Origin of the sequence: Saccharopolyspora rhizosphaerae (assembly GCF_003931915.1) — a bacterium.
Lineage (GTDB): Bacteria > Actinomycetota > Actinomycetes > Mycobacteriales > Pseudonocardiaceae > Saccharopolyspora > Saccharopolyspora rhizosphaerae.
Genome location: NZ_RSAA01000007.1, coordinates 144463 through 165678 on the forward strand (window position 1 = coordinate 144463; position 21216 = coordinate 165678).

Below are 21216 nucleotides of genomic sequence, written 5' to 3' on the forward strand. Positions count from 1 at the left end.
GTCACGGCTGGATCTGCGCACGCACCCGCACGGAGCAGCGGAAATCGCCGTACACCCGTACGACTTCCCGGGATGTGGAACCGGGACCACCCCCCAGAACGACATCGCTCCCGCACCCGGAGCGGGTGCGGGAGCGATCAGCGGGAACGCCGGGTCATCCGCCGGCCGGGGACTCCCCGTCGCCCTTCGACTTGCCGGAGTCCTCAGTCGACTCCGGCAGCAGGGACGTGAGCGCAGCACCGCGGACGCGGCGGAACGTCCGGTTCGGACGGGAGCGGTCGAGCACCGCGACCTCCAGGGCCTTGGTCCCCAGCTCCCGGTTGGAGTCCCCGCTGGACGAAAGTCCCTTGACAGCCACGCGGATGGCGTCTCCCAGTTCCATCCCGTCCTGGTAGGAATCCTTGAGCGAGCTGGTGATGGTGTCGGCCTGCCCGCCCATCACGACGTACTGGGGTTCGTCCACGATGGATCCGTCGTAGGTCAGCCGGTACAGCTGGTCGCTCTCGGCGGTCGCACCGACCTCCGCCACGCAGATCTCCACCTCGAACGGCTTGATCTGCTCGGTGAAGATCGCGCCCAGGTGCTGGGCGTAAGTGTTGGCCAGCGACCGCCCGGTCACGTCGCGCCGGTCGTAGGAGTACCCGCGCACGTCGGCGATGCGCACGCCGGCCACCCGCAGCGCTTCGAACTCGCTGTAGCGGCCCACCGCGGCGAAACCGATGCGGTCGTAGATCTCGGCGACCTTGTGCAGGGTCGGAGACGGGTTCTCGGCGACGAACAAGATCCCACCGGCGTACTTGAGCACCACCACGCTGCGGCCCCGGGCGATGCCCTTGCGGGCGAGCTCGGAACGCTCCCGCATCAACTGCTCGGGGGAGGTGTAGAACGGCATCGTCACGGCTTCTGCACTCCTGAATCTGCTCGCTGTGGCAGGCGGGGTCGTGGGACGGCGCTGATCAGCCGCCCGGGTTCTCCAGGCGTCCGTTCACCACAGCGGTGGCGATCTCGCCGGTGCGCTCCTCGGTGAACCGCACGGCGCCCTCCTCCGCGGTGATGGAGATGACCGACGGGTAGATCCGCCGGGACACGTCCGGCCCGCCGGTGGCGCTGTCCTCGTCGGCCGCGTCGTAGAGCGCTTCCACCGCCGTGCGCGCCGCGGTCTCCAGGTCGGCGTCCGGGTCGTAGCGCTTCTTCAGCGCGGACTTGGCGAACTGGGAACCCGAACCGACCGCGTGGTAGCCGCCGGCCTCGTTGTAGCGCCCGCCGACCACGTCGTAGGAGACGATCCGGCCCGCGCGGTCGGGGTCCTCGGCGTCGGTGTCGTAACCGGCGAACAACGGCACGACCGCCAGGCCCTGCATCGCCGCGGAGAGGTTGCCGCGCAGCATCGTGGCCAGCTTGTTGGCCTTGCCGTCCAGCGAGAGGGAGATGCCCTCGAGCTTCTCGTAGTGCTCCAGCTCCACCGCGTAGAGCTTGACCAGCTCCTGCGCGATCCCGGCCGTTCCCGCGATGCCCACCGCCGAGTAGGCGTCGGTGACGAAGAGCTTCTCCATGTCCCGCTGGGCGATGAGGTTGCCCATCGTCGCCCGGCGGTCACCGGCCAGCAGCACGCCGCCGCGGAAGGTCACCGCGACGATGGTGGTGCCGTGCGGGGCCTCGACCGTGCCCTCGGGCGCTTTGCGGCCGCCCGGCAGCAGTTCCGGTGCGGCAGCTTGGAGGAAGTCGGTGAACGACGAGGATCCGGGGGTCAAGTAGGCGGCGGGAAGCGCCTGCCCGGGGAACTGGGCCGAGCTCTGGTCCATCAGCGACATCGTCTCCGTTCTCACAGGACTCCTGCGACAGGATGCACTGTAGTCATGATCGAGTGCGCAGCGAGGGACACCGGGCCGGTGTTTTCCGCCGGCCCGGTGACCGGTTCTCGCAGGGTCACCGCCTGGGCGCACCGGCGGCAGGGGGCCTACTGGCCGCCCTTCTGCACGTAAGCGCGCACGAAGTCCTCGGCGTTCTCCTCCAGGACGTCGTCGATCTCGTCCAGGATGGCGTCGACATCTTCGCCGAGCTTTTCGCGACGTTCCTGACCGGCGGCCTCCGGACCGTTCTCTTCCTCGCCGTCGCCGCCGCCCTGCCGCTGAGCCTTCTCCTGAGACATCTCGCCTCCCGGTGGTTGAAGTCCCGAACACCCCCGGAACCGGGGACGTCCTGCCTTGAACACTACCTATCCGACCACTCGTTCGCCCACGCCCAGCCGGGCGTCTTTGACGATCTTCTCCGCTACCTGACGTGCGCGGGACGAGCTCGTGGCAGGCGTCGCGTCACCCCTTCGTCAGCGAATCGACCAGTTCTTCGGCACTGCTGCTGGCCTCCAGCAGCGCGCCGACGTGGGCCTTGGTGCCGCGCAGCGGTTCCAACGTCGGGATGCGCACCAGGGATTCCCTGCCGAGGTCGAAGATGACCGAGTCCCAGGACGCGGCGGCGACCTCCGCCGGGTAGCGCTCCAGGCAGCGGCCGCGGAAGTAGGCGCGGGTGTCCTCCGGCGGGGCCGTGACGGCCTCCTGGACCTCCTCCTCGCTGACCAGGCGCTTCATCGAACCGCGGGTGACGAGCCGGTTGTAGAGGCCCTTGTCCAACCGCACGTCGGAGTACTGCAGGTCGATCATGTGCAGCCGCGGCGAGGCCCAGCCCAGGTTGTCGCGGTTGCGGTAGCTCTCCATCAGCCGCAGCTTGGCCGGCCAGTCCAGGCGGTCCGCGCAGGACATCGGATCGGTGCCGAGCATGTCGAGCACCTCGCCCCAAGTGTTGAGCACGTCGCGGGAGGCCCGCTCGGCGCCGTGCGAGTCGAGGAAGTCCGCGGCCCGCTCGTGGTAGGCCCGCTGCAGGTCCAGACCGGTGAACCGGCGGCCGTCGGCGAGTTCCACGGACTGCTTCAGCGACGGGTCGTGGCTGATCAGGTGCACCGCCTGCACCGGGTCGGCCAGCTTGAGGTCGTCGAAGCGCAGCCCGTTCTCGATCATGTCCAGCACCAGCGCGGTGGTGCCCAGCTTGAGGTAGGTCGCGGTTTCAGCGAGGTTGGCGTCGCCGATGATGACGTGCAGCCGCCGGTACTTGTCGGCGTCGGCGTGCGGTTCGTCGCGGGTGTTGATGATGCCGCGCTTGAGCGTGGTCTCCAGGCCGACCTCGACCTCGATGTAGTCCGCGCGCTGGGAAAGCTGGAAACCGGCCTTCTCGCCGGCCTGGCCGAGGCCGACCCGGCCGGATCCGCACATCACCTGGCGCGAGGCGAAGAACGGGGTCAGGCCGCCGATCACCGAGGTGAACGGGGTGTTGCGGGCCATCAGGTAGTTCTCGTGGGTCCCGTAGCTGGCGCCCTTGCCGTCGACGTTGTTCTTGTACAGCTGGATGGCGGCCGTGCCGGGCACGCTGGCCGCGCGCATGGCGGCCTCCTCCATGACCCGCTCGCCGGCCTTGTCCCAGATCACGGCGTCGCGCGGGTTGGTCACCTCGGGCGCGGAGTACTCGGGGTGTGCGTGGTCGACGTACAGGCGGGCGCCGTTGGTGAGGATGACGTTGGCCGCGCCGAGGTCGTCGCCGTCCGAGCCGTTGGACTGCTGAGCCGTCGAGCTCAGGTCGAACCCGCGCGCATCGCGCAACGGCGACTCGACCTCGTAGTCCCACCGCGCCCGCCTGGCTCGTGGTATCTCGGCCGCCGCCGCGTACGCCAGCACGATGTGGGTGGAGGTCAGCACCGGGTTGGCGCTGGAGTCGCCCGGTACGACGATGCCGTACTCCACCTCGGTTCCCATGATCCGCCGCATACTTCGCAGCGTACGGGGTGGGGGCGATTTCTCAAGAAAAGCGAGGCGAACACCGCTCTCGGCACACCTCTTCCACGGGTGACACGATCGAGCGCGTGGACGCGGGTGAGGAGCAGGTCGCGCTGTACGACGCGGCCGGGTGTGCCGTGGGTGAGGCGACGAGGCGCGAGATGCGGGAGAGGGGCCTGTGGCACGCCGCCGCGGTGGTCTTCCTGCTCTCCGGCGACGGGGAGCGCGTCTACGTGCACCGGCGGACCGACACCAAGGACGTCTACCCCGGTCTGCACGACTGCGCCGCGGGCGGGGTGGTCGCCGCGGGTGAGGCCCCGCGTGACGCAGCCCGCCGTGAGCTCGCCGAGGAGCTGGGCGTGCGCACCGCACCGGAGTTCCTGTTCCGCCAGGTGTTCGAGGAGGACACCGTGCGCTACCACGGTTTCGTCTTCCAAGCCCGCTGGGACGGCCCCGTGGTGCACCAGCCCGAGGAGGTCGCCGAAGGCTGGTGGATGCCCCTTCCCGAGCTGCGTCGGCGCCTCGACGACCCGCTCTGGCCCTTCGTCCCGGACGGCCGCGCCTTCGCCCGCCGATGGCTGCAGGACCACGCCCCCGGCCCCGCTCAGCCCCGGGAACGCCCCAGCCCCCACCAACCCTGACACCCGACGCGGAGGGCGATGCCCAGCGGGCACCAGAGGAGGAACGACCTCTAGAACGGACGTTCCCCACGGACAAGGGCTTTCAGCTCGAACCCGCACTTCCCGACACAGGCGAAGACGTTTCAACCGGAACTGACGTACCCGAACGCATCGGCTTCAACCCGAACTGAGACCGGGCTGTTCACCAGCTCTTACCCGCACGCAGCCGGTGCGGACAACCACCGTCGCCAGGTTCGGGACTCAGCCCGCGCCGACGCAGGTTCGAGGCGCCCGCGGCGGCGGGACCCACCCGGCACCGCCACAGACTCGAGGCGGCCCGCGGCGGCAGCCCCGTCTTCAAGTGCGGGCCTCGGCCAACCCCGGCACAGGTTCTGAGCGGCTTCGTGGCGAGCACGCCGCGACGCCGCGTGCAGAGACATGGTCGAGGAGCGGCGCACGGAGCCACGGAGCCGCTCAGGTCCTGCCACCCGCATCCGCCACGCACAGCAACCCCGCCCCCGAACCCCACGAATCACCGCCAGGGAAGTTCGGCTCTTTCTCCCCAGTAGGTCGCCGGGTCCCGGGCGAGGGACTGCAGGGTGGCGCGGTCCTGGTCGGTGAGCTCGACGCGGAGGGCGGCGAGGTTGCTCTCCAGCTGCTCGACGCTGGCCGGGCCCAGCAGCACCACGTCCGCCCAGGGCTGGTCGAGCGCGTGGGCGAGGGCGAGGGCGTCCGGTGCAACGCCGTGCCGCCGGGCGATGGCGGCGAACTCCTCCGGCGGGTCGAGCGCGAGTCGGCCGTTGGCCAGCGTCTCCTTCAGCAGCACCCGCCAGCCGCCGGTGTGCACCTCGTTGAGGACGCGCCCGACGGAGGGCTCCGTGGTGTTCCAGGTGGATTGCACGGCGCTGAACAGCTGCCTGCCGCCGATTTCCAGTTCCCAGGCCCGCTCGATGCTCTCGGCCTGCCCGGCGCCGCTGGTGGAGAACCCGAGCCGCACTCCGGCGTCGCGGATGCGCGCGAGCTCGTGCTGCAGCTCCAGGTCGTCGAACAGCGGGCTGGAGTTGGTCAGCGAGTGCACCTGGTAGAGGTCGATGCGGTCGCCGAGCAGCGTGCGGGTCTCCGCCCACTGGCTGCGCAGCCGCTCCACCGAGTGCTCCTTGACCTCGTGCACCTCGGTCTCGATGCGCCACTGCGCGACGTAGGCGTAGCCCCACTTGCTGGAGACGCTGACGTCCTCGTGGCCCCGCTCCCCCAGCCAGTCCGCCAGGAACTGCTCCGCGCTGCCGTAGGAGCGGGCGGTGTCGACCCAGCGGATCCCGTGGGCGTAGGCGGCGTCCAGGACGGCCCGGGTGCGCTCCTTCATGGCCTGGGCGGTGCGCTGCTGCGGCAGGGCCTCGACGCGACCGACGTTGATGTAGGCCGGCCTGCCCAGCGCGGCCAGCCCGAGCCCCAGCCGCTGCACGGGGTTCTGAGCGGGGATCATGCCTGGAAACTATCCCGTCGCGGGCCTGCCCGCACGAGCGCGGGGCCGCCATCCCGGAAGGAGATGACGGCCCCGGTTCGGTCGACTTACAGGTACTGACCCGTGTTGGTCGCCGTGTCGATCGCTCGACCGGACTCCTGGTTCTTCCCGCTGACCAGGGTGCGGATGTAGACGATCCGCTCGCCCTTCTTGCCGGAGATGCGGGCCCAGTCGTCCGGGTTGGTCGTGTTGGGCAGGTCCTCGTTCTCGGCGAACTCGTCGATGATCGCGTCCTGCAGGTGCTGCACCCGCAGACCGGGCTGGTTGGTCTCCAGCACCGACTTGATCGCCGCCTTCTTGGCCCGGTCCACGATGTTCTGGATCATGGCGCCGGAGTTGAAGTCCTTGAAGTACAGGACCTCCTTGTCACCGTTGGCGTAGGTGACCTCCAAGAACCGGTTCTCGTCGGTCTCGGCGTACATCCGCTCCACCGTGGCCTGGATCATCGCGTCCAGGCACGCGGCGTTGTCGCCGCCGAACTCCTTGAGGTCTTCCTCGTGGATCGGCAGTTCCTTGGTGAGGTACTTGGAGAAGATGTCCTTCGCCGATTCCGCGTCCGGACGCTCGATCTTGATCTTCACGTCGAGCCGGCCGGGCCGCAGGATCGCCGGGTCGATCATGTCCTCCCGGTTGGAGGCACCGATGACGATGACGTTCTCCAGGCCTTCCACACCGTCGATCTCGCTCAGCAGCTGCGGGACGATGGTGGTCTCCACGTCGGAGGACACACCGCTGCCGCGGGTCCGGAAGATCGAGTCCATCTCGTCGAAGAACACGATCACCGGCGTGCCCTCGGAGGCCTTCTCCCGAGCGCGCTGGAAGATCATCCGGATGTGCCGTTCGGTCTCACCGACGAACTTGTTCAGCAGCTCGGGGCCCTTGATGTTCAGGAAGTAGGACTTGGCCTGACCATCGTCGTCACCCCGCGCCGCGGCCACCTTCTTGGCCAGCGAGTTCGCCACCGCCTTGGCGATGAGCGTCTTCCCGCAGCCCGGAGGCCCGTAGAGCAGGACGCCCTTCGGCGGGCGCAGCTGGTACTGCACGTAGAGATCCGAGTGCAGGAACGGGAGCTCCACAGCATCGCGGATCTGCTCGATCTGCCCGGCGAGGCCACCGATGTCCTGGTAGCCGACGTCCGGCACCTCTTCGAGCGTGAGGTCCTCGACCTCGGCCTTGGGAACCACGTCGTAGGCGTACCCGGCCTTGGTGTCGACCAGCAGCGAGTCACCGGCCTTCAGCCCGGAGTCCGCCAGCGGCTCGGTGAGCCACACGACGCGCTCCTCGTCGGTGTGCCCCATGACCAGGGCACGTGGGCTCTCGCCCTCGGCGTAGGACAGGATCTCCCGGAAGGTGCACACCTCACCGGTCTGCTCGAACGCACCCGCCTCGACCACCGTCAGTGCCTCGTTCAGGCGCACCGACTGACCCAGTCTCAGGTCATCGGTCTCGACGTTCGGCGACACCGCCACCCGCATCTTGCGACCGGAGGTGAACACGTCGACCGTGCCGTCCTCGTAGCGCTGCAGGAACACGCCGTACCCGCTCGGGGGCTGGGCGAGTCGGTCGACCTCCTCGCGCAGTGCCGTCAACTGGCCCCGCGCTTCCTTCAGGGTTTCGGTGAGTTTGGCGTTCCGTTCGGTGAGCTGGCTCACTCTCTCGGATGCCTCGGCCAGCCGCTTTTCCAGCAGGCGAACCTGTTGAGGGGACTCGTTGAGCCTGCGGCGAAGCAGTGCGACCTCGTCTTCGAGAAGACGGATCTGACTGCGGAGCTCCGCGGAGCCCGCACCCTGCTCGCCGTCGCCCTCCTCAGGCCGGCTGCCGGGACGGTCGTGCTGCATATCGGCACCCTCCTCCCGTGCTCGTACCACCACGGTACCGGCGATCACCGACGACGGCGGCGTCGTGAGGTTCCGCCGGATCGCCCAGCGTGCCACAGAATTCCCCGAACACACACGGTCTAAAGACGTTTGTTCCCGGTGCGTTGCGTCGTGGCTGGTCGACGCGGACACGGTGGGTTGTCGATCATGGGCCGTTCGATACTTCACCGCGCCTCTCCAGAACCCCTGCGCAATACCCGCGACCACGGGTTTTTCCGTTGCGCCACAGCGTTCGCTCGCTGTCTGCGATCAACCGGGTTAACGACTCCGGCAACCGGGTGGCATTTTCCTGTCTTCCGACGGCACTTCTCCCATCATTTGGAACAACTCGGGGAGCTCGGACATTCCGGACCCCCACCCTGGTTTTTCGACCGAGGTCGTAATCCGGTCACTCCGCACACGCAGGACTGAAGACTCTGGTCTACTTACCGCCGCCAGTGCAGAAACCGGCGTCGCCGCCGCGTGAACACTCCTGGGAGGAGTCCATGACCTATCCGCCGCAGCAGCCTGGTCAAGGCGGGTGGGGGCAGCAGCCCGCGGGGAACGGACACACCTCTCCTCAGCAGCAGCAGCCCAACTGGTACGGCAACCAGCACACCGGGTGGGGCCAGCAAGGCCGGGAGCAGGGACGACCCGGCCAACCGCAGCCGGGTCAGCCGCAGCCGGGTCAGCCGCTGCCGCCGCAGTGGGGCAGCGAGCACGGCCCCGGGTCGTGGCTGAGGGAGCCCGAGGGCTTCGGCGACGTCGAGCCACCGGCTCCGCAGAAGTCGAAGCTGCCGCTGGTCGTGGGGGTCGTCGCGGCCGTGCTGGTGCTGGTCGGCGCCGGTGTCGGCGTCTACACCTGGGTCGGCAGCGGACCGGGCGAGCCGCGCCCGGTGGCCCAGGAGGTCGTGGCCAAGGTCAACGCGGGGGACTTCGGCACCGTCGGGGAACTGTTCTGCGAGGCCAACAGGACCCAGCTGGACGCCGCGATGGCCCAGCTCAGCCAGTGGAAGTTCGACGTCGATCTCGGTGACGTCACCCGCACCGGCGACAAGGCCTCGGCGGAGCTCAGCGGAACCTACGAGGCCGGCGGGGCGTCACAGCCGGTGGACCAGACGATGGGCCTCGTCGTCGAGAAAGGCGAGTGGAAGGTCTGCGACCTCGGGCAGTAGCCGGGGCGCGTTCACAAGAGAAGAGAAGCAGGGGGACATCCAGTGACGTACCCACCGCAGCAGCCGCCCGGCCAGGGCGGATGGGGGCAGCAGCCCGGTGGTCAGCACCCGCAGCAGCCCGGCGGGCCGTTCCCGCCGAGCGGCGGTCAGCCGTACCCGCAGCCCGGCGGCGCGCAGCCGCCCACCGGCGGCCAGCAGTACCCGCAGCCCGGCTACCCGCAGCAGCCGCAGGCGGGCTACCCGCAGCAGCCCTTCCCGAACCCCTACGGCGGGTACGGCCCGCCGCCGAAGAAGAAGTCCCCGCTGCCCTGGATCCTCGGGGGAGTCGGCGGCCTGGTCGTCCTCGGCGCGATCATCGCCCTCGTCGTCGCCTTCACCGGCGGCCCCGGCGATCCCCGACCGGTGGCGCAGCAGGCAGTGGACATGATGAACGCCAAGGACTTCGCCGGCGTGCAGAGCATCACCTGCGACCGGGCGAGCACCAAGGTCCAGGACATGGTCGACATGATGGAGGGCAAGGGCTCCCAGTTCGACGAGCTGGAGAGCATGGGCGTTCCGAAGGCCGAGATCCAGAAGATGGTCGAGAGCCTCGAGGTGAAGTTCACCCTCGGCGAGGTGACCGACAACGGCGACAACACCGCCACCGCGCACTTCAACGGCACCATGTCGCTCCACATGGACGTCATGGGCCAGCGCATGGACCAGGACGTCCCGATCAACGAGACCAACGACCTGATCGTCGAGGACGGCGAGTGGAAGCTCTGCTGACGGCACCGGGCTGAGGCCTTCCGGGCGAGCACGTGCGAGGTGTCCACGACGCTGTTCGTGGAGCTGGCGTGATCTCGCCGGACCTGCTCGCACGGTCACGGGCCACGACTTCGAACCGCTAGCGTTCACTCGTTCGTCCGTTCGACACGAGGACAGACCTGCGGAAGATCGCGAAGCGACTCGTGGCCATGTCAGGCACAACGGCTTCGGTCACAGCGCTGACGCTGGTGAGGGCAGCGCCCGCCGCTGCCACGGCCGCGGAGCGTCAGTCCTACTTGGCCGACATGGGGTACGTCCTCGGGCCCGTCGTCGTCAACACCTGCGCTGCGATCGCCAGTGCTGACTTCCCGGATGTGCCCGTGGAGAGGGGACCTCCGCGTCGGAGCACTGAACCAGGGTGTTCTGGGCGAGCAGGCCGCAGGGGCGTGCTCGCGCGGCCAGGGTGAGCACAGCTCTCCGGCCGGCGGAACGAGAACGGGCCCGCACCGGATGCCGGTGCGGGCCCGTTCCGCCTCGTGGTCAGCCCTTGCTGGGACGGCGCTGGACCCGGGGCGGGGTGACGCCGTCGGCGAGGCGGCGGGTGGTGAGCAGGAAGGCCGTGTGGGCGACCATGCGGTGCTCCGGGCGCACGGCCATGCCGACCACGTGCCACGGCCGCAGCAGCGTCTCCCACGCCTGCGGCTCGGTCCAGTTCTGCTGCTCGCGAACCGCCTCGGTGACCCGCGACAGCTGGGTCGTGGTGGCCACGTAGACGATCAGCACGCCGCCCGGGTTGAGCTTCTCCTTGACCAGGTCCAGGACGTCCCAGGGCGCCAGCATGTCCAGCACGATCCGGTCGACGGGCTCGCCGTCGTACTCCAGCAGGTCGCCGAGCCGCAGGTCCCAGTTCTCCGGGATCTCGCCGAAGAAGCGCTTCACGTTGCGCTCGGCGTGCTGGTGGTGGTCCTCGCGCACCTCGTAGGAGGTGACGCTGCCCTCCGGGCCGACCGCGCGCAGCAGCGAGCAGCTCAGCGCGCCGGAACCGGCACCGGCCTCCAGCACCTTCGCGCCGGGCCGGATGTCGCCCCACATGAGGATCTGGGCGGCGTCCTTGGGGTAGATGACCTGGGCTCCGCGCGGCATCGACAGCACGTAGTCGGCCAGCAGCGGGCGCAGCGCCAGGAAGGAGGTGCCGCCCGCGGAGGTGACCACCGAGCCCTCCGGCTGCCCGATCAGGTCGTCGTGGGCGAGAGCGCCGCGGTGGGTGTGGTACTCCCCTCCCTTCTCCAGCACGACCGTGTACTTGCGCCCCTTGGGGTCGGTCAACTGGACCCGGTCGCCGGGTTGGAACTCACCGCTGACGGTGCTGCTCAACTGCTGCCTACCTTCTCCACGCTCGCCTGACGTGCTCGATGCACGGCGAACCATCGTCGCAGAGGGCGGGGCCTTCACCCCGGGCGGGAGCGCAGTGCCGAGCGGAGGTCCTCGCGGCGCAGCACTCCGCTGGGCCTGCCCTCCTCGTCGATGACCAGGAACTGCCAGGCGAGGACGGACTGGACGCGCTCGAGCACGGCGTCCGGCGACTCGCTGTCCAGCAGGATCGTGTCCGGGTCGACGGGCTCGGCGGCGCGCTCGGCCGGTTCGTGCGGCGCGTGGGTGGCCAGCCGCTCGGCCGCGGTCTGGTCCAGCAGGCCGACCGCGATGCCGTCGGCGCGCACCAGCACCACGCCGCGCCCGGCGGCGGCCATCAGCGCGTCCCCGACCGGGCTCTCTGCCGGCAGCTGCAGGACCGGCCGCACCAAGTCGGCGAGGTCCAGACCGCTGGGCCACCGGCGGCGCTGCTCCGCCCGGTGCTCGGCGCGGGCTCCGGCGATGACGAACCAGGCCATCAGCAGGCACACGCCGAGCCGCAGCCACTGGTCGTCGGCTCCGCTGTAGAGCCCGGCCAGCGCGTAGGCCAGCAGCGCGAAGGCGACCGCACCCGCGCCCGCCACACCGGCCGTGGTGCCCGCGACGCGGCGTCCGGTGATCCGCCACAGCAGGGCCCGCAGCATCCGCCCGCCGTCCAGCGGCAGGCCCGGGAGCAGGTTGAACACGCCGACCGCGAGGTTGGCCACGCAGGTTTGGGCGACCAGCAGCCAGATCGCTCCGCCGGGCGCCATCGCGTACCAGGCGAGCCCGGTCGCACCGGCCAGCACCAGCGACACCGCCGGCCCGGCCGCGGCGATCAGGCCTTCCTGCACCGGCTTCGGGGGTGTGCGGGAGATCTCGGACAGCCCGCCCAGCAGGAACAGCCGCACGCGCCGCACCGGCAGGCCCATCCGCAGCGCCACGATGCAGTGGCCGAGTTCGTGCAGCAGCACCGAGATCGCCAGCAGCACGGTGAACACCGCGGCCAGCACCGCGCTCTCCCAGACCCCGGCTCCGGGCAGGATCCGGCCGACCAGCGGGGTGTAGAGCAGCACGATGAGCGCGGCGCCGAGCCACCACGAGGTGGACAGCAGGACCGGTACCCCGGCCACGCGGCACAGCAGGAGCCCGCCGTCGTCGAGCTTGGGCCGGGTCGGCGATGAGGCGGTCGGCGGCATGGCCGAAGAGTAATCCGCCTCAGGTGAGGAGGGTGTGATGCCCGCCCGCGCTCCACTGATCCGCTCACCACCTGACGTGGGGTGATCTGGTGTCGGTGGCCTTCGTTAGGGTCAGTGCCCATGACCGAGATCGCGCAGGAGCCGGTGAAGCCGGAGGAGACGACCCGTCGGCGTCCAGCGCTCTCGCCGTCGCGGGCCGGCGACTTCAAGCAGTGCCCGCTGCTGTACCGCTTCCGCGCGATCGACCGGATCCCGGAGAAGCCCACGCGGGCGCAGGTGCGCGGCACCGTCGTGCACGCGGTGCTGGAGCGGCTCTACGCGCTGCCGACCGAGCAGCGCGACCGGTCCACGGCCGGCGAGATGCTGACCCCGGCGTGGGAGGAGATCCTCGCCGAACAGCCCGAGCTGGGCGAGCTCTTCGACGGCCCGAGCGACCCGGAGCTGGAGAAGTGGCTGTCCTCGGCGAGCAGCTTGCTGGACGCCTACTTCGAGATGGAGGACCCGCAGCGGCTGCAGCCGGAGGCGTGCGAGCTGCGGGTCGAGACGGAACTGCCGTCCGGCGTGCTGCTGCGCGGGTTCATCGACCGGGTCGACGTCGCGCCGACCGGCGAGGTCCGCTTGGTGGACTACAAGACCGGCAGGGCTCCCGGCGAGATCGGCGAGGCCAAGGCGATGTTCCAGATGAAGTTCTACGCCTTGGTGCTGTGGCGCTTGCGGGGCGAGATCCCGCGCCAGCTGCTGCTGATGTACTTGGCCAACAAGCAGAAGCTCGCCTACTCCCCCGACGAGGAGGAGCTGCGCCGCTTCGAGCGCACCTTGGAAGCGATCTGGCAGGCGATCCTGCGCGCGGGCAAGACCGGGGACTTCCGGCCCAGTCCCAGCAAGCTCTGCGACTTCTGCGACCACAAAGCCCTCTGCCCGTCCTTCGGCGGCACCCCGCCGCCCTACCCGGGCTGGCCCGAAGCGCTGGCCACCGGCGAGGAGTCCTTGCTGGACCGCACGGACTGAAAGTCCCCGCCCGCGTGGCGGACCGAGCGCCGCACGAGGTGCGGTACCTGAACACCGGGCGTCGCCGCGGGTTCTCGAACCCGGGAACCCGCGGCGGCGGACCTGTCCCGCTCAGGGTCCTGAGCGGGACCTCCGCGGCCCGGCTCAGTCCTCGTACGGGTCGTAGTTGGCGGCCGTGCCGTACTCGCCCGCCTGCGTCTGGTCGATGACCGCGAACCGCGCGCCGGTCGGGTCCCGCAGCACGGCCATTCGCCCGATGCTGGAGTCGTAGGGGTCGACCCGCACCCGCCCGCCGTTGGCGATGGCGGTGCGCACGAGCTCGTCGGTGCCGATCTCGGCGTCGACGCCGAGGTACAGCAGCCAGTGCGGGTGGGTCGACTCGGTGATGAAGTCGCGGAGCATGCTGACCCGCGCCAGCACCGACTCCTCGCCGAGGTACCAGACGGAGTAGTCGGACCGGTGCTCCGTCCCGAACTGCTCGGCGGTGTAGCCGAACAGCTCCTGGAAGAAGTTGTCGGCGGTCTGCGCCTTGATGGTGACCAGCTCGGCCCACATCAGCGTGCCCGGCAGCCCGACGTCGAACTGCCAGGACTCCTCCGGTTCGAGCAGCCCGAACTCGGCGTCCGAGGGCCCGACCAGCACGGCCTTGCGGCCGATCTTCGGGACGCTGTTCATCGGCACGGTCCGCACCGCGCCGTGCGACTCGGCCTCGGCAACCTTCTCGGCGCAGTCGGCGGCGGCCAGGTAGAGGCGCCACGCGGACTGGTCACCGGAGGCCGCGCGCAGGCTCGCCACCGGGAACCCCTCGCGCAGCGCGATCACGTGCTCCCCGGAAGCCGGGTCGGAGTGCCGCTCGTACTCCCAGTCGAAGAGGTTCGCGTAGAACTCGCAGGCCTTGTCGAGGTTCGTGGTGATCAGCTCGATCCAACAGGGCATGCCCGCGTAGAGCTGCCACTGCGGCGGCGTTTTCCCCGGGACCACAACTGCCATTGCTGCCACCCCCATCGGCGTCGTCCAAGATCGTCTCACCGAAGGTACGCCTCGGGTACGACAGTCGGGGACGCACCGGCCGATCTCGTGCTCACCGCGTTCCAGCCTCCTCCAGCGCGGGAGGGGCGCACACGGAAGGCACCTCGGTTCCGCCCGAATGGAGCAGTCCGAAGCGGCTTCTGCCGCAGCAGGCGACGAGCACCGCCCGTGCCCCGGGCGGTGCTCGTCGCGGAACGGTCGGTCAGAGGCGGCAGGCGCGGATGTCCGAGGACAGGATCGCCTTGGCGCCCACGGAGGCGAGGCGGTCCATGATCGCCGGGGCGTCCTTGCGGGACACCATGGCGCGCACCGCGACCCAGCGCTCGTCGGCCAGCGGCGACATCGTCGGCGACTCCAGGCCCGGGGTCATCTTCGTGGCGTCGTCGAGCAGGTCCTTGGGGCAGTTGTAGTCCAGCATCACGTACTGCTGGGCGAACACGACGCCCTGCAGCCGCGCGATCAGCTGGCTCTTGGCCTGCTCGTGGTCGGAGTCGCGACGCTCGATGACCACGGCCTCGGACTTGCAGATCGGGTCGGCGAAGGCCACCAGGCCGTGCTGGCGCAGCGTGCGCCCGGAGCCGACGACGTCGGCGATGGCGTCGGCGACCCCGAGCTGGATGGAGATCTCCACCGCGCCGTCGAGCCGGATGACCTCGGCGGTCACGCCGTAGCGGGCCAGGTCGTCGGAGACCAGCCGCGGGTAGGAGGTGGCGATCCGCTTGCCCTGCAGGTCGGCCACGGTCCACTCGCCGGCGCTGGCGGGAGCGGCGTAGCGGAAGGTGGAGCCGCCGAAGCCCAGCGCGAGCCGCTCGTCGACCGGGGCACCGGAGTCCAGCGCCAGGTCGCGGCCGGTCAGGCCGAGGTCGAGCTCTCCGGAGCCGACGTAGATCGAGATGTCCTTGGGTCGGAGGAAGAAGAACTCCACCTCGTTGGCGTTGTCGATCACGGTCAGGTCCCGCTGCTCATGGCGCTGCCGGTACCCGGCTTCCGCGAGCATCTCAGAAGCGGGACCGGCAAGCGTGCCCTTGTTGGGCACTGCGACGCGCAGCATGGAACCTGTTCTCCTCGTCCTCGGTGGTGATCTACAGGTAGCGGTAGACGTCCTCTGGGGACAGTCCACGCCCCAGCATGACGACCTGCAGCCGGTAGAGCAGCTGCGAGATCTCCTCCGCGAGTTCCTCGTCGGACTCGTGCTCGGCGGCCAGCCACACCTCACCGGCCTCCTCCAGGACCTTCTTGCCCTGGGCGTGCACACCGGCGTCGAGCGCGGCCACCGTCGAGGACCCCTCTGGGCGGGTCCGGGCACGTTCCTGCAGCTCGGCGAACAACTCGTCGAAGGTCTTCACAGCTCTCGATCCTTGCATCCGTCCTGAACGGGTTCACACCGGACCCGTCCGTGTGCGGGCCGGATCACGGCCGATCAGCCGAAGCCGGTGGTGGCTTCCAGGACCGCGCCGAGCGTGTCCTTCACCATCGCCAGCGCGGCGCCGTGCGGGCTGGAGCGCCCACCGGAGACCGCCACCTGCCCGGCTTCACCGCAGTCGTAGCGGACCGCCTTCTCCGGCCCGCGCAGCGCGCCCAGCACCGAGGACTCCGGTTCGGCCGACAGCGCCACCTGCACGACACCGGGCTCGTCCCGCACCGCCCGCGCGACCTGGCGGAGCCGATGACCTGCGGGAACGTCGGGCAGTCGGCTGATGGGCTCGGTCTCGACCCGGGTCCGCGCCGGGCCCCAGCCCCACAGCAGGGCGCTGAGCAGGCGGAACTTGGTCGCCGCGTCGGCGCCGGAGAGGTCGTTGCTCGGGTCCGCCTCGGCGATGCCCGCCCGCTGCGCTTCGGCGACCGCGGTGTCCAGGTCGGTGCCCTCGGCGAGGCGGTCGAGGACGAAGGTCGCGGTGCCGTTCACGCAGCCCACGACCTCGGCGACGTCGAAGCCGCGCAGCACCGACCGGGCGAGGTCGCCGGCGGGCATCGCGGCGCCCGTGGCTCCGGACAGGCGCACCGACCGACCCGCGGCCGCAGCGGTCTGCGCCAGCTGGTCCCAGTGGGTGAGCAGGTGCGACTTGGTCGCGGTGACCACGTGGGCACCCGCGTCGAGCGCCTGCAGCGCCTCCCGCGCCGCGCGGTCGTCGCCGTCGGACGGGACGGCCTGGGCGAACACCTGCGCACCCGTGCGCTCGAGCAGCTCGGGCAGGTCGGTGAGCGGTCCCCACTCCCCCGCCTCGCGCTGCCGGTCCCGGCCGCGGACGGCCACCACGCGCAGGTCCACGCCGTGCCGGCGACCGCGCTCGGTGACCAGCTCCGCGTAGGCGCGGCCGACCGGCCCGTGGCCGGCCAGGACGATCGGGACCGGGGTCACGCCGCGCGGGTGAACAGGTCGCCGAGCGCGGCGAAGTCGACTTCGGCCAGCGAGTCGCGCAGCGTGCGCAGCGGCCCGGGCTCCAGCGGCACCTCGCACGGGACCGCCAGCACCGCGCAACCGGCCGCCTCGGCGGAGGCGACGCCGGTGGGCGAGTCCTCGATGGCCACGCAGTCGGCCGGGTCCACCTCGAGCAGGCGGGCGGCCTTGAGGTAGGGCTCCGGGTCGGGCTTGTTCCGGCCGTCGACCTCGTCGCCGCACACCGTGACGTCGAAGGAGTCGTGCCCCAGCGTGTCCAGCGCCAGGTCGGTCAACGGCCGGATCGTGGAGGTCACCAGCGCGGTGCGCAGCCCCAGCTCGTTGGCGCTGCGCAGGGCCTCCTGGGCGCCCGGCCGCCACGGCAGGCCCTCGGCGAACAGCTGCGTCATCCGGCGCGCGACCCAGCTCGCGGCCGCGGCGATCTCGGAGTTGCCGTCGGGCAGGCCGAGGTCGACCAGCAGCAGGCGCATGCTGCGGGTCATGTTGGAGCCGACCATGTCCTCGCGTGTCCGCTGCGAGAGGCTGCCGCCGCGGTGCGCTGCGTAGTCGTCGAGCGCGATGGTCCAGAGCTTCTCGGAATCGACGAGCGTGCCGTCCATGTCGAACAGCACAGCTGCGGGCTGAGCCACGCGAACACTCCGTTTCGATGAGAGGGGGAGGACCGCCCTCCAGTACACACCACCGTCTGCATCGATTCCCACACAACGTGCGCGACACCTCGTCAGCCAGGTTCAGCCCCGTGTCTTGCGTGGCGGTGCGGGTGGCAGGACCTGAACGGCTCCGTGGCTCCGTGCGCCACTCCTGAGGTGCGCCAGCCAGTGCACGGCGTCGCGGCGTACTCGCCACGAAGCCGCTCAGAACCTGCGGCGGTGCGAGGTGAGTCGGCTCTGCCGCTCGCCACCCGGGTCTCGCGCGGTGCGAGTTGGGCCGCACACCTGAAGACGCGGCTGCCGCCGCTCGCCGCGCACGCGTGCTAGATGACCTGGTGGTGTTGGAGGTAGCGGAACATGAGGATGCCGGGGAGGACCGGGAGCCAGTAGGTGAGCAGGCGCGAGAGCAGCACGGCGGCGATCGCTTCGGTGGGCGGGATGCCCATCGCGCCGAGGCCGGCGAGCAGCACGGCCTCGACCGCGCCGAGACCGCCGGGCGAGGGCACGAGGTGACCGAGGGTGTTGCCCACGACGAACACGATGGTCACCGCGGTCCAGGAGAAGTCCAGCGGGTACAGCGCGGCCAGCGACGCGGCCATCCCGATCCCGGAGACCACCAGGTAGCCCAGCGCACCACCGATCAGCTGCAGCGACCGGACGGGGTGCCGCAGGGTGTCGAGCATGTCCCGGCTGACCTCCTGCACCGAGGGCAGCAGCCGTCGCCTGCCCGGGGGTGAGAACAGCACCAGCACCCCGACCAGCACCACTCCGATCGAGGCGACGACGAGCTGCCACCCGGGCAGCGTCAGGTTGCTGAACGTGCCCGACAGCCCGACCGCGAACACGCCGACGACGGCCACCACGAACGCCACCGCCCCGGTGCCGGCCTGGTTGAGCAGCGTCACCCCGACCGCCAGCGGCCGCCGCAGCCCGAGCCGTTCGAGGAAGACGACGTTGATGCCGAAGAACCCGGCGCCGCCGGGCGTGGTGCGCCCGGTGAAGGCGGCGGCGATCTGGACCTGCAGGGTGCGCCAGAACGGCAGCGGGATCCGGCTGGAGCCCTGCACCGAGATCGACGACAGCAGCACCCCGGCGAACCCGGTCACCACCGCCAGGAACATCCAGCCCCAGTGGGCGCCCCGCAGCGCCCCGATCACGTCGCGCGTGTTGGCCAGCTCCGGGATCAGCAGGTAGACGGCTGCACCGATGAGCACGAGGCCGATCACCGTGGTGGGGCGCACGGGCGACCGGAAACCGGGGATCGGCAGGCTCAGCCGGTCGGCGAGGGTCTCGCGGAGCTCGGCCAGGAAGTACCGGCCCCGCTGGGCCTGCGTGCGGATGCGGCGCGGCAGCGACAGCGGGACGAGGCTGTTCAGCGCGGCCCCCAGCGAGTCGACGGGCAGCGCGGCGATCGCGGTGCTCACGGCCCGTTCGACGCCGACGAGCGCGGCCATCGACACCAGCGCTTCGGCGAGGTCCTGGGCGCAGCGGGCCTCGTCGGCACCGGGGTGGCTGAAGGTGAACGACAGCACCCACGGTCGTCCCTGGTCGTCGACGAGGATGTTCTTCGCGCGCAGGTCGTGGTGGGCGATGCGGGCTTGGGCCAGCAGCGCCACCTGCTCCCACACGCCCGCCAGCAGCGCGTCGTCGACCTCCTCCGGGGCCAGTTCGGTGAGCCGCCTGCCGGGCACCTCGCGCACCACCAGCACCGCAGGCGCGTAGGTGACGTCGCAGGCGAGCACGACCTCCGGCGTGCGCACACCCGCGCGGGCGGCGAGCAGGGCGGCGTAGGCCTCGTGCTCGACCTCGTGGTGCGGGGTGGACAAGCTCGGCTCGTCCTGCACGTCGAGCATCATCAGCAGGCGCTTGAGCTTGTACCAGCCGCCCGCGCGGCGGCTGAGCCTGCGCACGACCTTGACCCGCAGCGGTGATCCGTCGGCGGTCGTCACGGCCAGCTCGCGCGGCTGCAGCAGCCGGTGCCGCAGCGCGGTGATCGACACCGGCGCGAGCCCGGCCTGCTCCAGCTCGTCGAAGATGATCAACTCCGAGACCTTCCGGCCCGGGGCACCCCACACCAGGTGGGTCAGCAGCCCGACGCCCCACCCGAGCAGCGCGCCGCCCACGGCGCCCAGCGGCAGGTGCAGGTCGAGGTGCACGACCGCCACACCGGTCAGCAGCACCAGGGCCCAGCCCAGGTAGCGAGCGACACGCCCGAAGTACGGGGCGGCGACGACGACCAGCACGGCCACCAGCGCCACCTCGTCGGCCGGGAACGGGTACCCGTCCGGCCTGCCGAGCAACTGGTGCATGAGCAGTGCGACGCACCAGGTCACCGCCCCCGCACCGCCGCAGAGCAGCGCGACGCGGATCCAGCCCAGGTAGAGGGTCAGCAGGACCACGCCGGCGATGCCCGCCCAGGAGCCGAGCCAGGTCAGGGCCACCCAGAAGGGGTCGGCGACACCCGGGAACGCGATCAGCTGTTGGTGAACAGCGATCTCGACCGGGTTCGTCGGGACCAGCGCCAGCAGGGCGCTCAGCACCAGCAACCCGGCGACCACACCCAGTTTTCCCAGGTCACCGGGATGCCGACCGATGGACAACCGCAGCCGGGAACGCGGGGAGATCCCCGTTCCTCCGCTCGGTTCCGCCCGGCTCTGCTCCACAGGCCCCCTGCCCCGTACAGACTGGTCAGCCCAGCCTCGGACGCTCCGGCGGAGCCGTCAAACCGACCCCGGCGTCAGCCGAGCGACGCGCTCCCCACCAAGCGATAGGCTTGCGCAGTGACCGATCGCGAACAGACGCCTGAAACGAACGCCGACCTGCCGCGGTTGACGGACCCGATCGTGGTCTGCGCGTTCGAAGGGTGGAACGACGCAGGGGACGCAGCGAGCTCCGCGATCGAACACCTGCAGCTCATCTGGGACGCCGAGCCCCTCGGCGAGATCGACCCGGACCCGTACTACGACTTCCAGGTCACCCGTCCGACGGTCAAGCTCGTCGACGGCATCACCCGCCAGGTCACCTGGCCGACCACGCGGTTGACCGTGTGCCGCCCGCCGGGGGCCGACCACGACGTGATCCTGGTGCACGGCATCGAGCCGAACATGCGGTGGCGTGCGTTCTCGGCCGAGCTGGTCGACTGGATCGAGAAGCTGGGCGCGCGCACGGTGGTGACGCTGGGTGCGCTGCTGGCCGACGCGCCGCACACCCGCCCGGTCCCGGTCAGCGGCACGGCCTACGACTCCGACTCGGCGGAGACCTTCGGCCTGGAGCGCACCCGCTACGAGGGCCCCACCGGCATCGTGGGGATCTTCCAGGACGCCTGCGTGCAGGCCGGCATCCCCGCGATCTCCTTCTGGGCAGCGGTGCCGCACTACGTCTCGCAGCCGCCCTCGCCGAAGGCGACGCTGGCGCTGCTGCACCGCGTCGAGGAGGCCTTGGACGTCGAGGTCCCGCTGGGCAACCTGCCGGACCAGGCCGAGGAGTGGGAGGAGACGGTCAGCGAGATGGCCGAGGAGGACGAGGACGTGCGCAACTACGTCCGCGCCCTCGAGGAGCGCGGCGACGCGGAGGTCCGGCTGACCGAGGCCAGCGGCGACGCCATCGCAGCGGAGTTCGAGCGCTACCTGCGCCGCCGAGGCCCGGGAGGCAAGGGCCCGCTGGGCCCCGGCCCCGGCTGATCACCCGCGAGGTGGCCGCGACCCCGGTCGCGGGCCGCTGGAGCTGAGCCGCCGCCGGAAGTCGGCCACTCGCTCCAGGAGCGGAACCGAGCCGGTTCCACGGGGCCACACGCGGGAGGAGG

19 protein-coding genes are annotated in these 21216 nt (G+C 70.6%); 5 read left to right on the forward strand and 14 right to left on the reverse strand.

Going from position 1 to position 21216, the window contains the following annotated elements; all coding sequences use genetic code 11:
* Positions 1-154 precede the first annotated feature (154 nt).
* From prcA to dop, 4 genes are all read right to left on the reverse strand, one after another.
* Positions 155-898, reverse strand: a complete 744-nt coding sequence (gene prcA / locus EIL87_RS07325) for a proteasome subunit alpha (protein ID WP_125089419.1) — start codon at positions 896-898, stop codon at positions 155-157.
* 58 nt (positions 899-956) lie between these two features.
* On the reverse strand, positions 957-1802 hold the full coding sequence (prcB, locus tag EIL87_RS07330) for a proteasome subunit beta (protein ID WP_125089754.1): 846 nt from the start codon (positions 1800-1802) through the stop codon (positions 957-959).
* Between the two features lie 155 nt (positions 1803-1957).
* Positions 1958-2149: a ubiquitin-like protein Pup gene (locus EIL87_RS07335; RefSeq protein WP_125089420.1), complete on the reverse strand. Its 192-nt coding sequence runs from the start codon at positions 2147-2149 to the stop codon at positions 1958-1960.
* A 163-nt stretch (positions 2150-2312) separates the two neighbouring features.
* On the reverse strand, positions 2313-3812 hold the full coding sequence (gene dop, locus EIL87_RS07340; protein WP_125089421.1) for a depupylase/deamidase Dop: 1500 nt from the start codon (positions 3810-3812) through the stop codon (positions 2313-2315).
* A 95-nt stretch (positions 3813-3907) separates the two neighbouring features.
* Between dop and EIL87_RS07345 the strand changes: the two genes are divergently transcribed.
* Entirely contained in the window at positions 3908-4462 is a 555-nt protein-coding gene (locus EIL87_RS07345; protein WP_233576085.1) for an NUDIX hydrolase, read from the forward strand.
* Positions 4463-4973: 511 nt separating this feature from the next.
* On the opposite strand, the gene EIL87_RS07350 is transcribed toward EIL87_RS07345, so the two are convergent.
* Both EIL87_RS07350 and arc read right to left on the reverse strand, forming a co-directional pair.
* On the reverse strand, positions 4974-5924 hold the full coding sequence (locus tag EIL87_RS07350) for an aldo/keto reductase (RefSeq protein ID WP_125089422.1): 951 nt from the start codon (positions 5922-5924) through the stop codon (positions 4974-4976).
* Positions 5925-6010: 86 nt separating this feature from the next.
* A complete protein-coding gene (arc, locus tag EIL87_RS07355; RefSeq protein ID WP_125089423.1) occupies positions 6011-7801 on the reverse strand; it encodes a proteasome ATPase in 1791 nt (596 codons plus the stop codon).
* 524 nt (positions 7802-8325) lie between these two features.
* Here arc and EIL87_RS07360 point away from each other — a divergent pair.
* Complete coding sequence (locus tag EIL87_RS07360) at positions 8326-8994, forward strand: Rv0361 family membrane protein (protein WP_125089424.1); 669 nt, start codon at positions 8326-8328, stop codon at positions 8992-8994.
* A gap of 42 nt (positions 8995-9036) precedes the next feature.
* Positions 9037-9762, forward strand: coding sequence for a hypothetical protein (locus EIL87_RS07365; protein WP_125089425.1), 726 nt, complete (start codon positions 9037-9039; stop codon positions 9760-9762).
* A 519-nt stretch (positions 9763-10281) separates the two neighbouring features.
* On the opposite strand, the gene EIL87_RS07370 is transcribed toward EIL87_RS07365, so the two are convergent.
* Positions 10282-11169: a tRNA (adenine-N1)-methyltransferase gene (locus EIL87_RS07370; RefSeq protein ID WP_125089426.1), complete on the reverse strand. Its 888-nt coding sequence runs from the start codon at positions 11167-11169 to the stop codon at positions 10282-10284.
* A gap of 20 nt (positions 11170-11189) precedes the next feature.
* Positions 11190-12329 (reverse strand): site-2 protease family protein, encoded by a 1140-nt coding sequence (locus EIL87_RS07375; protein ID WP_125089427.1) that lies wholly within the window; start codon positions 12327-12329, stop codon positions 11190-11192.
* A 120-nt stretch (positions 12330-12449) separates the two neighbouring features.
* On the opposite strand from EIL87_RS07375, the gene EIL87_RS07380 reads away from it, so the two are divergent.
* Positions 12450-13337 (forward strand): RecB family exonuclease, encoded by an 888-nt coding sequence (locus tag EIL87_RS07380; RefSeq protein WP_125089428.1) that lies wholly within the window; start codon positions 12450-12452, stop codon positions 13335-13337.
* A 144-nt stretch (positions 13338-13481) separates the two neighbouring features.
* Here EIL87_RS07380 and EIL87_RS07385 read toward each other — a convergent pair whose 3' ends face one another.
* The 6 genes from EIL87_RS07385 to EIL87_RS07410 all read right to left on the reverse strand — a co-directional run bounded on the left by EIL87_RS07385 (position 13482) and on the right by EIL87_RS07410 (position 20077).
* Positions 13482-14327: a VOC family protein gene (locus EIL87_RS07385; RefSeq protein ID WP_125089429.1), complete on the reverse strand. Its 846-nt coding sequence runs from the start codon at positions 14325-14327 to the stop codon at positions 13482-13484.
* A 241-nt stretch (positions 14328-14568) separates the two neighbouring features.
* Positions 14569-15417 (reverse strand): ATP phosphoribosyltransferase, encoded by an 849-nt coding sequence (gene hisG, locus EIL87_RS07390; RefSeq protein ID WP_125089430.1) that lies wholly within the window; start codon positions 15415-15417, stop codon positions 14569-14571.
* Between the two features lie 31 nt (positions 15418-15448).
* On the reverse strand, positions 15449-15712 hold the full coding sequence (locus EIL87_RS07395; protein ID WP_125089431.1) for a phosphoribosyl-ATP diphosphatase: 264 nt from the start codon (positions 15710-15712) through the stop codon (positions 15449-15451).
* A gap of 74 nt (positions 15713-15786) precedes the next feature.
* On the reverse strand, positions 15787-16725 hold the full coding sequence (locus EIL87_RS07400; protein ID WP_125089432.1) for a homoserine dehydrogenase: 939 nt from the start codon (positions 16723-16725) through the stop codon (positions 15787-15789).
* Positions 16722-17393: an HAD family hydrolase gene (locus EIL87_RS07405; protein ID WP_267898832.1), complete on the reverse strand. Its 672-nt coding sequence runs from the start codon at positions 17391-17393 to the stop codon at positions 16722-16724. The genes EIL87_RS07400 and EIL87_RS07405 overlap by 4 nt, the downstream gene beginning before the upstream one ends.
* 344 nt (positions 17394-17737) lie before the next feature.
* Positions 17738-20077: a lysylphosphatidylglycerol synthase transmembrane domain-containing protein gene (locus EIL87_RS07410; RefSeq protein WP_125089433.1), complete on the reverse strand. Its 2340-nt coding sequence runs from the start codon at positions 20075-20077 to the stop codon at positions 17738-17740.
* A gap of 117 nt (positions 20078-20194) precedes the next feature.
* Between EIL87_RS07410 and EIL87_RS07415 the strand changes: the two genes are divergently transcribed.
* Complete coding sequence (locus tag EIL87_RS07415; protein WP_125089434.1) at positions 20195-21094, forward strand: PAC2 family protein; 900 nt, start codon at positions 20195-20197, stop codon at positions 21092-21094.
* Positions 21095-21216 lie beyond the last annotated feature (122 nt).